Origin of the sequence: Staphylococcus sp. GDY8P198P, from assembly GCF_017891615.1 — a bacterium.
In the GTDB taxonomy this organism is placed as follows: Bacteria; Bacillota; Bacilli; order Staphylococcales; family Staphylococcaceae; genus Staphylococcus; species Staphylococcus cohnii.
This window is the reverse complement of the sequence record NZ_JAESJQ010000003.1, coordinates 83153-95957: the sequence shown is the minus strand read 5'-3', so window position 1 is coordinate 95957 and position 12805 is coordinate 83153. Positions and strand designations below refer to the sequence as shown.

Here is a 12805-nt window from a genome sequence, read left to right as displayed (position 1 = left end):
TTCAGTTTTCAATGTTCATTTTAAAATTTCTCAATGGAGCGGGTGATGGGAATCGAACCCACAACATCAGCTTGGAAGGCTGAGGTTTTGCCATTAAACTACACCCGCATATTTTTATAAATGATATGTAAAGTATTTTGATGCGGCCGAGAGGACTTGAACCTCCACGGGATAAATCCCACTAGGCCCTCAACCTAGCGCGTCTGCCATTCCGCCACGGCCGCTCGGTTGACGCTAAAAACTTTCGTTTATCAAGTTAACGTATTTCATTGTAATATGTTTGAAATGTTTTGTCAATAAGTTTTTAAAATTTCTTTAACAAACTTAATAACTCCTTCATTTAATTTCATATTATTTTCGCAACGTTTAATATCATATAACATAAATTATACAACGTCAACACATACAAATAATAAATTAGAGTAAATATTCATTTTAAGGTGTTTTGTCCACTTAAATACACAATGTTCATATAAATTTGGTTACTTTCATTTAAAAATATCAAATGATAAGTGATTCATAATAAAAGAGAGTTGAAAAGTATCAACTCTCTTTTTAATTAAATTCACGATTTTAAACACGTTTTTTTTCTATCAGTTTACCTTTACAACGTCCACAAAACATCTTATTTATATTTACTTTTCTTATTCTAGTATATTTCGCACCACAGTTTGAACATTTATAGATGTATCTAACCCTATCTTCATAACTTTCAATTGCTGAACAAAATCTCGGAGAACCTGTCTGTGCACTTAACACCTTGAAATCTTTATCTCTATGCTTATATCCCTTTCCTTGAATATGAAGATGGTAATGACATAATTCATGTTTAATAATATCAATAACGGCATTTTCTCCAAAAGCATCATATTGTTTTTCATTTATTTCTATATTGTGTGTGTTTAGTATATAACGGCCACCTGTTGTTCTAAGTCGTTTATTAAAATAAGCGCTGTGTTTAAAAGGCCTTTCAAAAACTGTGATAGAAATATACTCTGTCAATTTTTGTAGCTTTTCATTATCCATAAGGATCAATCATAGTTAATGAAACTTTCCCTTTCTTGTCATCGATGTCTAATATCCAAACATCGACAATATCTCCAACGCTGACAACATCCATAGGATTTTTAACAAATTTCTTAGATAATTTTGAAATGTGTACAAGTCCATCTTGTTTAACACCTATATCCACAAATGCTCCAAAGTCAACGACATTTCTTACAGTACCACTTAATTTCATATCTTTTGATAAATCTTCTATTGATAAGACATCTGATTTTAAAATTGGTGTCTCAAATTCATCACGAGGATCTCTATTAGGTGCAATTAATGATTTGATAATATCTTCAAGCGTTGGTTTTCCAATGTTTAGTTTTGCAGCCATGTTAGTCAAATCCACATGATTTAATGCCGCTTTCAAATCATCATTTCCTAAATCTTCTGCACCAAAACCGATTTCATTTAACAATTGATAGGTTGCATGATAGCTTTCTGGATGAATTGATGTATTATCTAAAGGTTCATTGCCATTTATAATTCTTAGAAAACCAATACTTTGTTCAAATGTTTTAGCACCTAATCTTTTAACTTTGGCAATATCCTTATTATGTTTAATAGGTCCATTTTCTTCACGATATAAAATTATGTTTTGAGCTATAGTAGAAGACAAACCAGAGACATATTGCAGTAATGAACGTGAAGCCGTATTTACATCTACCCCCACTTGGTTAACAGCTGTTTCAACAACAAACGTTAACGCGCCTTCCAATGCTTTTTGATTAACATCATGTTGATATTGACCAACTCCAATTGATTTTGGGTCGATTTTCACAAGTTCACTTAATGGATCTTGCACTCTTCTTCCAATCGAAACAGCACTACGTTCTTCTACTTGAAAATCTGGGAACTCTGAACGAGCGACTTCTGAAGCTGAATAAACGGAAGCTCCAGCTTCGTTAACAATAATAAATTGTGTTTTTAATTTATGTTTCTGAATCATTGAAGCTACAAATTGTTCTGTTTCTCTACTAGCAGTACCATTGCCTATAGCAATTAAATCAACGTCATAATTATTTACAAATTGAACAAATGTTTTTTCCGCGTCTTCTTTTTTATTTACTGGTGGATGTGGATATATAACTCCCTTAGCAATAAAAGTTCCAAAAGGATTTATTACAGCCAATTTACACCCTGTTCTAAAAGCAGGATCCACTCCTAGAATTTGTTTACCTTTCATTGGTGGTTGTAATAAAAGATTTCTTAAATTCTCACTAAATACATCAATAGCATGATTTTCAGCTTTTTCCGTTAAATCCCCTCTAATTTCCCTTTCGATCGAAGGCATAATTAATCGTTTTAAACTATCAGAAATCGCATTTTCAATGATATTCGAACCATCGTGATGATATATTACTTCATACTTACGAATAAAATTTTCAATTCCCTGAATATCCATTTCTACTTTGACGGTTAATATTTTTTCTTTTTCTCCACGATTAATTGCTAATGTTCTATGGTTAGCAATTTTCTTTATTGGTTCTGAATAATCGTAATACATTGAAAAAATTTCTTGTTCATCTTCAGCATTCTTTTTCTTTTGTGTAACGATTTTCCCGTGTTGAAAAGTATCTTTAAGAATTTTAGTTCTATATTTTGGTTCATCTGAAATTTTTTCAGCGATAATGTCTTGTGCACCTTGTATTGCTTGTTCTACATTTTCTATTTCTTCATTTAAAAATTGTGTTGCTTTTTCTTCTATTGTCATGTCTAAACTAGAGCTTTTAAGCCATTTTGCAAGAGGTTCTAAACCTTTTCTCTTAGCTTCCGTAGCTCTTGTTTTCTTTTTCTGTTTATAAGGTCTATATAAATCTTCAACTCTTTGTAGCTTAGTTTGCTTTAAAATGTCAGTTTTTAATTCTGTAGTCAATAGACCTTGTTCTTCTATATTATGTATAACTTCTTCTTTTCTTTTTTGAAGATTGACCATATATTGGTACTCATCATTAATTTGCTTTATTTCTACTTCATCCAAACCGCCAGTCTGTTCTTTACGATAACGCGCAATAAATGGTACCGTATTTTTTTCTTCAAGCAAAGTTAATACTGCATTTATTTGTTTACTTGAAAATTTATATTTTTCTTTTATAGATTGTATTAAATTACTATCCATAGTATCCTCCACTCATAAATAAAAAAATTAATTACTATTACTAATATATTCTAACATATTACGTAATATTGATTCTTTTTATAAAAGTAAACGAAGTATAAAAAAGCAGAATTCATTGAATGAATTCTGCTTTTAGCATGTATTTTATTGATTTGCTGCTTCTTGCAGTTTTTTTATAGCCGTTCGTTGTAAACGAGATACATGCATTTGACTTAAACCTATTCTTTCACCTGTTTCTTTTTGACTCAAACCTTCAATAAATGTGCACTGTATAATTTCTCTTTCACGCTCAGACAAAATTGGAAGTATTTTTTCTAATATCATACGCTTTTCTGTTAAATCATAATTATCATCTTGTTGCCCCATAATATCTAATAGTGTAACAGTCGAGCCATCTTTATCCGCTTCTATGGAATGGTCTACACTTAAAGCATTGTAACTTTGCCCCATTTCCATAGCTTCGAGCACATCTTCTTCATTGACTTCTAACCTATCAGCAATTTCAGCAATAGAAGGTGAACGCTCTAACTCATTTGTTAACTCATCAGTAACTTTCTTAATACGGGGTCCGATTTCTTTAATTCGTCTTGGAACGTGCACACTCCACGTTTTATCACGTAGATAACGCTTAATCTCACCAATTACAGTTGGTACTAAAAAAGCTTCGAACTTTCTATCAAAAGATAGGTCGAATCGGTTAATTGCGCCAATTAAACCAACCATACCAACCTGAACGAGATCTTCGTGATGAGATTGACCTTTTGAATATTTATATGCCAATGATTCAATCAACTTTTTATAATGTTTAACAAGTTTATCTTGTGCATCTGTATTCTCATTATTTTGATGCTCCATTATCCACTGGTTGATTTGTTCAGGTGATACGTCATTAACTGATTTCGACTCTCTCGCCATTATTTCGCACCTGCTCTTTTTTTATATACTTAATCATACTAATGGTTACACCAGAGTTTTTATCTACTGTAACTTCATCCATTAAAGATTCAATTAAAAATAAACCAAGACCTCCTTCTCTAAGGAAATCTATATTTTCATTATCTTTGTATGGTCCTAATTTTGCTTTAGTTTCTTCATAATCAAAACTTTCACCTTGATCGGAAATAACTATTTTAATTTTATCATCGAAAATTTCAAAACAAAGGTTAATCATACCTATATCTGTAGCATCGTTTTTATATGCATGTTTTACTGCATTTGTTACTGCTTCACTCACTGCTATTTTGGCATCTTCTATATCGTCATATGAAGCTCCAGCACGAGAAAATACACCTGATAATGTCAAACGTATTAAGCTTACATACTCTGCTGATGCTGGTAAACGCATTTCTATATAATCTTGTTTAAGTTGCATGTTATTCGACCTCCGTTCCTTCATTAACATGCATCAAATCTTTTAAACCTGTGATATCAAATAGTCGACTTATTCGATCTGAAGCACCTAATATATATAATTCTTTATCATTTTGATTTAAAGCTTTTAATGTTCCTACAAATAGCCCTAAACCAGTTGAATCCATATAACTTACATTTTCCAAATTTACATATATGTCATGCGTTCCCTCTTGTCTCATCGGCACGAGTACCTCTTCAAGCTCTGGAACAGTATAAACATCTAATTCTCCGCCAACTTTGACTTCATAATGTGTATCATGTGATATTGTTTCAATATTTAGATTCATAAATTACACTCCTAAGCATAGTCTCATTAATAACCGTTATACCCTTTTATTTTAATCATTAATCTTCTCTAATTCACTCTTTTTATAATCAATATTGTTAAATCATCTCTTTTTTCTGGATTCTGTATTTTTAAAATTGCCTCATATAAAAGTTGAACGATATCTTGTGGATGCATATGTTTATACTTTTTTATCATGTCGAGTAGATAGCTTTTATCTAAAAAGTCGCCTGCTTCATTTCTAACTTCAGTGACACCATCTGTAAAAATGATGACTAAGTCATCTAAATGAACTGGTATTTCTTGCTGATTGTATCTTGTTTGTTGGCTGACACCTAAAACACGACCTCTCACTTTAATTTCTTCGAATGTTTCAGTTTCAGCTCTATAAATATACCCCGGTTCATGGCCAGCAGAACTACAATATAACAAGTGATTTAACTCTTCATATAATCCATAAAACATCGTTACGAACATATTTTGATTCACATTTTTTTCTACTACGCGATTCAATCTTTTAAGCCCATCGCTTGGCAATTGTGAATGTCCATATGAATCCATACCAAATTTGATCATACTCATAGCTAAAGCAGCAGGTATACCTTTACCTATAACATCTGCTACCGCAAAGCTCATTGTACCATCTTTATGATCTATTAAATTAAAGTAATCACCGCTCACCTTTTGCGCCGCTACAGAAATTACACCGATTTGTATACTATCAAATTGAGGAATATCAGTCTTAAGCATAGTTTGTTGTAAACGAGATGCTAAGTCGATTTCTTTATCATGATATTGTAATCGATTTACAAGATCTTGATAATCTCTATAATTATAGCCAAATCCTTTTACTACCTCTTTAAGCACATTGAATGTTTGAGTAATTTGTTCATTATCTAACTCTAAGACTTGAACATAATTTTTATGAATTTCAACGATGTCTTCAGGTAGTAAGTCTTTTCTTTTCACTTCTTCAGTAAAGCCTTCACACTTTTTTAATAAATCTGTCTCATTTACTGTGTGTAGACTTTCGTCAATTAGCGCTTTATATTGATTTTTGAACTCTTTCACTCAGTATTTCCTCCTCAAAATGCAAATATAAATCGCATACATCGGTTTTAACATGAATATATTCTGTTATATGTATGTGTATTAAATGATTAAACAAGCAATACAGTTTTTATTTCTAGCAAAACAAAATATTTTTAAATATATGATTTACGTTGATATCGAAAAAAGCTTTAGGATAACCTAAAGCTTTTCAACTTAAACATCCTATTCAAAAATATTTGATTACAAACACATGATATGTTTTCTCTGTTCTATTTCAAATTATCTTGCGATTAAGTGTTTGTTGCATGTATAAGGAATTGATGTCTATCATTCGTTATTTTATTACGCTCGCTTTTAAAAATTATGTTCTATGATTTCTAATATTATGTAAACCTAGACTAATATCTATAGCATTATTAACTTCTTGCATTTTTTCTTCAGATAAATATGTCAGCTTTTCTTTTAATCTATTTTTATCTAAAGTCCGTATTTGCTCTAACAATATAACAGAATCTTTGTCGAGTTTATACTTGCTTTTTTCTATTTCTACATGTGTGGGTATTTTAGCCTTATTAATCCTACCTGTAATTGCAGCTACAATTACGGTAGGACTATACTTGTTACCAGTATCATTTTGTATAATGACTACGGGTCTTATTCCCCCTTGTTCAGAACCCTGTACTGGTGACAAATCAGCTAAATAAACGTCTCCTCTTCTCATCATTCATTGTTATTCTTAGATATAATGTAGACTTCATTGCAATCGCAAGCTTCACATTCAAATGGAAATGCTTCCGCCGCAAGGGAGAGATTCAAGTCAGCCATTTGAGAATAGCCTTCTTTTAAAAGTTGTTCAATACTATGATTTCTGTTTTGATTAAAACTTGCCATGAATAAAGACCTCCATGTGACTAAAATAGAATATATTGAGATTTCTTGTTAGATATATAATAACAAATTTTAAATACAGTGACTATACTATTTTAGTAATTCATTGAGGATTTCTAGGTCTTGGGTACCATAATATATACGTGGTAACCTTCTGTTTAAACGACATAAAACTTCATAATTGATTGTATGTTGTTGATATGCCAGCGCTTCCACAGATTGTTGACTGTCTGAATGATGATCCAACAATATCACTTTATCTCCTGTTTGAATTTCTTCTGGAATTTTAATAATTATTTGATCCATGCAAACTTTTCCAATAATTTCACATTGTCTGCCATTAACATTGACAGAAAATCCGGTCATCATTCTTGGAAAACCATCTGCATATCCAACGGGAATGATACCTATTTTTGTAGGTTCTGTTGCTGTATAAATACTGCCATAACTTACAGATTCTCCATGTTGTAAGACTTTTGTTTGTACAATTTCACTAATCCATTGTGCGCTTGGTTTTAAATGTATTTTCACACTGTCTTTGACATATCCTGAGGGATAGTAACCATATAATGATATACCCACCCGTACTGTATTACAGAATTGGCTATCTTTCATCAATGCACCTGCAGAATTTTGTGAATGTATATATTGTGGTTTTTCATCTTCTTTTACAATTGATTCAAATAAACTTTGTTGCTGATTCATCGATTCTCCAGGTTCATCTGCACATGCAAAATGTGTAAACACGCCTTCAAATACTAAATGCTCATGATTATTAATCAGCTCAATAACTTCTTTGTACTCATTTGTATCTTTAATACCTAATCTTCCCATACCAGTATCTATTTTTACGTGCAACCATAAATCTTTGTCGTTATCTACTGGAATTTCTTCTAATGCTTCAACTAACCATGCTTTTGATGGAACAGTAATGGCTACACGGTGTTGTATAGCTTTATTTATATTATATGTAGGTATAACTCCCAGTATTAAAATTTTGGCATCTATACCGTGCATTCTTAATTCTATCGCTTCATCTAAAGTTGCTACGCCAAAAAAATCAGCCCCATGATCCATTAGATGACGCGCTATTTTCACACTACCAAGCCCATAAGCATTTGCTTTTACGATTGGTATCACCGTTTTATTTGGATGTAATTTTTGAAAAACCTGAAAATTTGCCACAATTGCATTTAAATCTACGTTTAAATAGGTGGATCTATAATACTTATCAGTCATGAAACGAGACCTCCATTTCAAAAAATAAAATTACGCTTTGACATACATTAAGTTAAGTTTATAACAATTAAATAGAGATAGCCAAATCTTTATATTAAAATAGTTTTATTTTTCTATAATGACTTGACTCATCGCGTAATGTTCTGTGTGTGTAATACTTACATGAACTGTAAAACCATCATAATTTATACATGGTTTACCAAGTTCATCATTAAAACAGTCAATTTCATTTAATGCAATCTTTTTTCCGAGTCCGGTACCAAGCGCTTTGCTAAAAGCTTCTTTACAGGTAAACCTTCCCGCTAAAAATTCTATTTTACGAGCTTCGCTTTTAAACTGGTGAAAGCAATTTTGCTCATTTTTTGACAAAACACGTTCTACTAATTTGTCTTGTCTGTGGTAAAGTTTTTTTATTCTATCAATTTCAATTAAATCAATGCCAATACCATATATCATTAGCTGCTCCTAACTTTCTATGACAAGTATTTATATTATAAACTTTGTTGCATAGAATGATTACCATTTTTTATTTCTTGCTTTAAAGCATTTGCTTTATTTTTGTCAATTAACTTTATTTCAGTATTCCCACCAGCTGTAGACAAGGTTAAACTCGCTAAATTATATTTTCGCATTAAGATACCTTCACGTGTATCTACATTTTGAATACGAAACAAAGGGATGTTCACTACATTAACAAACCACAAACCATTTCTAACCGTTATTTCTTGGTTTTCTAGCTTATATCTAAATATTTTATATCTATAAATTGGTGCTATAATCCCACCAACAATTATAACAATTAATGCAAGTGTGATATTTATCGTCCATAACCAAAACAATACTTTAGAGCTTATGAAATGTAGCCATATTTTATCAATTATTGTAACAATTGATAAAATTAATATTAATAGGATTACTGTAATTATAGAACTAATACGCATTACTGTTTTACCAGATTTATCCATATAACTATATTCATTCATCAAAATCACCTCTCAAATACCACGACTTTAGTTTCTCCACATTAGTAACCTCACTATATTTCAATCCTATTTCTGCGCTACCAGCAGCTTTAGCAATTATAAACTTAAAGTTCGATAGACTACTACGAATTAGAAAAGGATTTTCTGACATTTGCATCCCTAATAATTTATTGTGTTTAAAGTATGTGCTTTTAAAGCCAAACATGGTTACATTCCGTACAACTAATTCATCACGATTTAAGTTTAAGCCTGAATACTTAATAACGATAAAGCTGTGAAGAATCATTAATAAAATTAAGCACCCTGCAATGACAAACGACCAGACAGACCAATAATAAGTAGAAATCGCTGCACCGATAAGTAATACAAGTGACTCTCTCCAAAAATATCTATGAAACCCTCTCCAAGGCATGCCTAGTTTCGGTTTAGTGAACTTCATGTCTGGAATAAGTTGCTTTATAAGTTCAAATGCTTTTTTTCTCTTAATAAATGGCAAGATCATAACATTACCACCTAGTGTAACATCATCTTTATCTAGACTGTCCATGTCACTGGTAATAACGAAATGAATTGAAGTATAGCCGAATAACTTCCTTAAAAATGATTGACGTTCTACGATTGCTTGCACTCGGTCAGTGGGTACAGTAATGCTTTTAACATTAAACAAACCATATTGAATATTTAATTGTGTACCTTGCTGCGTAACCGTATAATTGAAATTTCTTATTATCTCAATGACAGTTCCAAAAATATAACTTGCTACAATGACCAATACAACAATCATTAAAATAATCATAAACGTAGCTTGAAAGATTTCAGAAAATGTATCTGTAATTTTGTCCCAAGGTATAATGTCATTAAGTGCAAACATAATTGGTGAAAGTGTTGCAAAAGCTACACCAATTACACCACTCGTTAAAGCCATAAATAAAAGTTCTTTAAAATTTAATTTATAGATATTAATAGCGGGTGACTGCATATTTTGCTCTTTTTCAGTATCCTGCTCTGCAAACGAACTATCAGTGTCACTGATTTCGCTATTTTGAGTTAAGCTTTGTTGTTTTTCTTTTAAGGTTTGCTGGATAAAATCACTTTGCTTTTTTGATACAGTATCTAACTCTATACCATCACTTGGTGTTTTAATTTGAAGTATTACCCCACCAACAATTTGATTAATAATACCTTGTGAGGTATCTAGCGTTTGAATTCTCCGTATATTTAACTCTTTTTTTTCTTTGCTAAAAATACCTGTAGCCAAGATAAAATGATCATTTTCAATCCAGTACCTAGTGTTATAAACCTTTAATATTTGTAATACAAACGAGATTAAAAAAATAATAGTAACAATTCCTGGATAAATATATGATTTATAATCAGTAAAATCAAAGTTACGTAAATTAAAAACTAAAAAAATGATAATTAAAATAATATTTTGTTTAATCGCTTCTATTATTCCAGTAATATAAGAAATTGGATGTAATTTTTGAGGACTATACATCGTAATCAGCTCCTCGTAAGTATTCTAAAATGTTATGTTCAAATACTTCAATTTCCTTTGTTAACATCAATGGGAAATCGAGTGAATGTCCAGCTGTCATCAAAGTTAGCTTTGATATATGTAATTGTCTTAATAATGGATTGCTTTTTCTTTTTAAAAATTGTGTACGCTCAAATTTAACAATTTCATACTTTTTAAAAAATAATCCCTTTTTTATTTCAATATAGTGGTCTTTTACACAATAAAATGTGTATTTATACTTCAACCAAGGTCTTAATAGCATATAGATAACATCAAATAGTATTATTGCAATAAATATGTAAATTAAAAAATGCCACCAATTATAATGACTCCATAAAAACACTAATGCCACCATAAATATTAAACTAACAATTAATTCAATAACTTCAAGTATGTAATAATATCTCATTGCTTGCTTAGGGCTTCGCCTAAATTGTTGGTCGTTAGTCATAATTACACTCCTTAATAAAATTTTTCAATTCATTATAACATAGCGATATGCTTGCTTCATTATAGTCTTAGAACTAGATGATCATTCAAATAGTTTCTAATTGTTTTTATAGTTATATACATTTTCTAATCGTTTTTAACGCGTCTGGGTTAATTTAATATATAAAAAAGTCACCCCAATAAATTGGAGTGACTAAACCTAAAATTCATATATGATAAAGTATTTTATTTTTTATGGTCGGCGAATGTGCGACCCTTCATTGATTTTTTGTTGTTTCTATCTGATGATCTATCATTTTTCTTTTTATTGTTGAAGCCGCCTTTATTTGGACGACGATTTCTGCTATCGAATTTGCCGCCACCACGTTTATGGTTTCCACCGCCACGTTTTGGTCCACCTTTACCTTGACGACCTTTGCCTCGAGATAATGGTTTTTCAAATGTTAATTGAACATCAACTTCATCGTTTGATTCAACTAACTCTTGTAGTAATGCTGCTACTAAATTCACATCATTATATTCTTCAAGTAATTCTGTTGCAATACGCTCTAGTCTTGGTTCGCTATCTCTTGACATCCAGTTTTGAACTTTACCTTTAATGTCGTCTTCACGTGCTTTAAGCACTTCTTTACGATGAGGTGGTCTCAATGCTGTCATTTGTCGTTTGTTTGCTTGTTCAATTTGACGGATATAATCCATTTCAATTGGGTTAACAAAAGTGATTGCTACACCTTTTTTACCAGCACGACCTGTACGGCCAATTCTGTGTGTATAACTTTCTGTATCTTGAGGTATATCAAAGTTGTAAACATGACTCACGCCAGATATATCAAGGCCTCTTGCTGCAACATCTGTAGCAACTAAGATATCCAATTGATCGTTTTTAAATTTTTTCAATACTTCTAAACGTTTAGCCTGTGTGATATCACCATGTAAACCTTCAGCTTTATAACCTTTTGAAATTAACGCACTTGTTAGTTCGTCAACACGACGCTTAGTACGACCAAAAACAATTGCTAACTCTGGTTGATGTACATCTAAGAAATTTGTAAATGTATCAAATTTTTCTAATTCTTTTACAATTGTGTAATATTCATCTATTTGAGGATCTGACATCTCATTATTCATAGTTTTAACAATTTCTGGTGATTTCATAAATTGTTGCACTAATGTTTGAATAGCTTTTGGCATTGTAGCTGAAAACAGCATTGTTTGACGTTGTGATGCTGGTATTTTATCCATAATAAATTTCATATCATCAATAAAGCCCATATTCATCATTTCATCAGCTTCATCTAATATTAATGTATGAATATCGTTTGTTTTCAATGTACGACGATTTAAATGATCGATTACACGTCCAGGTGTACCTACAACAATTTGTGGTCCCTTTTTAAGTGATTTAATTTGACGATCTATTGGCATGCCACCAAATACAGTTACTATTTGTACATTTTGACCTGTCGCAAACGTTCTAAGTGATTCAGCAACTTGCATCGCCAATTCTCTTGTTGGTGCTAATATTAATGATTGAACTCCATCTTGTCCTGCCACTTTCTCAATAAGTGGAATACCAAAAGCGCCTGTTTTTCCTGTACCTGTTTGCGCTTGACCAAGAACATCCTTACCTTCTAAGGCAAGAGGGATACTCTCTTTTTGTATAGGAGTGGCCTCATCGAACCCCATTGATACTAGGGTTTCTACCGTTTTATCTGAGATCCCTAATTCTTTAAAATTTTGCAATATAATTCTCCTTTATTTATCTGTATTTCTCTACATATATGTTCATCTAAGTTTCTTCAACT

At 31.5% G+C, this 12805-nt stretch carries 14 protein-coding genes and 2 tRNA genes; all 16 read right to left on the bottom strand.

The genetic code is table 11. The annotated features are described in order from the left end of the window. Positions 1–34: 34 nt before the first annotated feature. Positions 35–108, bottom strand: a tRNA-Gly gene (locus KA824_RS02765). Between the two features lie 33 nt (positions 109–141). After that, a tRNA-Leu gene (locus tag KA824_RS02760) sits at positions 142–224 on the bottom strand. 349 nt (positions 225–573) lie between these two features. Further along, positions 574–1026 (bottom strand): SprT family protein, encoded by a 453-nt coding sequence (locus KA824_RS02755; RefSeq protein WP_107386319.1) that lies wholly within the window; start codon positions 1024–1026, stop codon positions 574–576. Further along, positions 1019–3169, bottom strand: a complete 2151-nt coding sequence (locus KA824_RS02750; protein WP_107386318.1) for a Tex family protein — start codon at positions 3167–3169, stop codon at positions 1019–1021. Before KA824_RS02750 ends, KA824_RS02755 begins: the two co-directional genes overlap by 8 nt. A gap of 144 nt (positions 3170–3313) precedes the next feature. Continuing rightward, positions 3314–4084 (bottom strand): RNA polymerase sigma factor SigB, encoded by a 771-nt coding sequence (gene sigB / locus KA824_RS02745; RefSeq protein ID WP_107384537.1) that lies wholly within the window; start codon positions 4082–4084, stop codon positions 3314–3316. Then, on the bottom strand, positions 4059–4541 hold the full coding sequence (rsbW, locus tag KA824_RS02740; RefSeq protein ID WP_019468013.1) for an anti-sigma B factor RsbW: 483 nt from the start codon (positions 4539–4541) through the stop codon (positions 4059–4061). The genes sigB and rsbW overlap by 26 nt, the downstream gene beginning before the upstream one ends. Before the next feature lies 1 nt (position 4542). After that, positions 4543–4869 carry an anti-sigma factor antagonist gene (locus tag KA824_RS02735; RefSeq protein WP_019468012.1) on the bottom strand — a complete coding sequence of 109 codons (327 nt, stop codon included), beginning with the start codon at positions 4867–4869 and terminating at the stop codon, positions 4543–4545. A gap of 68 nt (positions 4870–4937) precedes the next feature. Then, a complete protein-coding gene (locus KA824_RS02730; RefSeq protein WP_107384538.1) occupies positions 4938–5939 on the bottom strand; it encodes a SpoIIE family protein phosphatase in 1002 nt (333 codons plus the stop codon). 343 nt (positions 5940–6282) lie between these two features. Beyond that, positions 6283–6645, bottom strand: coding sequence for a type II toxin-antitoxin system PemK/MazF family toxin (locus KA824_RS02725; protein ID WP_019468010.1), 363 nt, complete (start codon positions 6643–6645; stop codon positions 6283–6285). Further along, positions 6642–6812: a type II toxin-antitoxin system antitoxin MazE gene (mazE, locus tag KA824_RS02720; RefSeq protein WP_019468009.1), complete on the bottom strand. Its 171-nt coding sequence runs from the start codon at positions 6810–6812 to the stop codon at positions 6642–6644. Before mazE ends, KA824_RS02725 begins: the two co-directional genes overlap by 4 nt. A gap of 87 nt (positions 6813–6899) precedes the next feature. Further along, positions 6900–8048 (bottom strand): alanine racemase, encoded by a 1149-nt coding sequence (gene alr / locus KA824_RS02715; RefSeq protein WP_107386317.1) that lies wholly within the window; start codon positions 8046–8048, stop codon positions 6900–6902. 105 nt (positions 8049–8153) lie between these two features. Continuing rightward, positions 8154–8504: a holo-ACP synthase gene (gene acpS / locus KA824_RS02710; RefSeq protein ID WP_107384540.1), complete on the bottom strand. Its 351-nt coding sequence runs from the start codon at positions 8502–8504 to the stop codon at positions 8154–8156. Positions 8505–8539: 35 nt separating this feature from the next. Next, entirely contained in the window at positions 8540–9031 is a 492-nt protein-coding gene (locus KA824_RS02705; RefSeq protein WP_107384541.1) for a PH domain-containing protein, read from the bottom strand. Then, a complete protein-coding gene (locus KA824_RS02700; protein ID WP_181187762.1) occupies positions 9024–10529 on the bottom strand; it encodes a PH domain-containing protein in 1506 nt (501 codons plus the stop codon). The genes KA824_RS02705 and KA824_RS02700 overlap by 8 nt, the downstream gene beginning before the upstream one ends. Continuing rightward, the gene (locus KA824_RS02695) at positions 10522–11001 is read right to left on the bottom strand and encodes a PH domain-containing protein (protein WP_107384543.1); all 480 of its coding nucleotides are present in this window, start codon (positions 10999–11001) and stop codon (positions 10522–10524) included. The genes KA824_RS02700 and KA824_RS02695 overlap by 8 nt, the downstream gene beginning before the upstream one ends. Positions 11002–11225: 224 nt before the next feature. Further along, positions 11226–12743 carry a degradosome RNA helicase CshA gene (cshA, locus tag KA824_RS02690; protein ID WP_107384544.1) on the bottom strand — a complete coding sequence of 506 codons (1518 nt, stop codon included), beginning with the start codon at positions 12741–12743 and terminating at the stop codon, positions 11226–11228. Positions 12744–12805: the final 62 nt, after the last annotated feature.

What these genes read in the sequence shown, in the direction of transcription:
- KA824_RS02755 (WP_107386319.1), bottom strand. Translation starts at nt 1,026, where the DNA reads ATGGATAATGAAAAGCTACAAAAATTGACAGAGTATATTTCTATCACA.
- KA824_RS02750 (WP_107386318.1), bottom strand. Translation starts at nt 3,169, where the DNA reads ATGGATAGTAATTTAATACAATCTATAAAAGAAAAATATAAATTTTCA.
- sigB (WP_107384537.1), bottom strand. Translation starts at nt 4,084, where the DNA reads ATGGCGAGAGAGTCGAAATCAGTTAATGACGTATCACCTGAACAAATC.
- rsbW (WP_019468013.1), bottom strand. Translation starts at nt 4,541, where the DNA reads ATGCAACTTAAACAAGATTATATAGAAATGCGTTTACCAGCATCAGCA.
- KA824_RS02735 (WP_019468012.1), bottom strand. Translation starts at nt 4,869, where the DNA reads ATGAATCTAAATATTGAAACAATATCACATGATACACATTATGAAGTC.
- KA824_RS02725 (WP_019468010.1), bottom strand. Translation starts at nt 6,645, where the DNA reads ATGATGAGAAGAGGAGACGTTTATTTAGCTGATTTGTCACCAGTACAG.
- mazE (WP_019468009.1), bottom strand. Translation starts at nt 6,812, where the DNA reads ATGGCAAGTTTTAATCAAAACAGAAATCATAGTATTGAACAACTTTTA.
- alr (WP_107386317.1), bottom strand. Translation starts at nt 8,048, where the DNA reads ATGACTGATAAGTATTATAGATCCACCTATTTAAACGTAGATTTAAAT.
- acpS (WP_107384540.1), bottom strand. Translation starts at nt 8,504, where the DNA reads ATGATATATGGTATTGGCATTGATTTAATTGAAATTGATAGAATAAAA.
- KA824_RS02705 (WP_107384541.1), bottom strand. Translation starts at nt 9,031, where the DNA reads ATGAATGAATATAGTTATATGGATAAATCTGGTAAAACAGTAATGCGT.
- KA824_RS02700 (WP_181187762.1), bottom strand. Translation starts at nt 10,529, where the DNA reads ATGTATAGTCCTCAAAAATTACATCCAATTTCTTATATTACTGGAATA.
- KA824_RS02695 (WP_107384543.1), bottom strand. Translation starts at nt 11,001, where the DNA reads ATGACTAACGACCAACAATTTAGGCGAAGCCCTAAGCAAGCAATGAGA.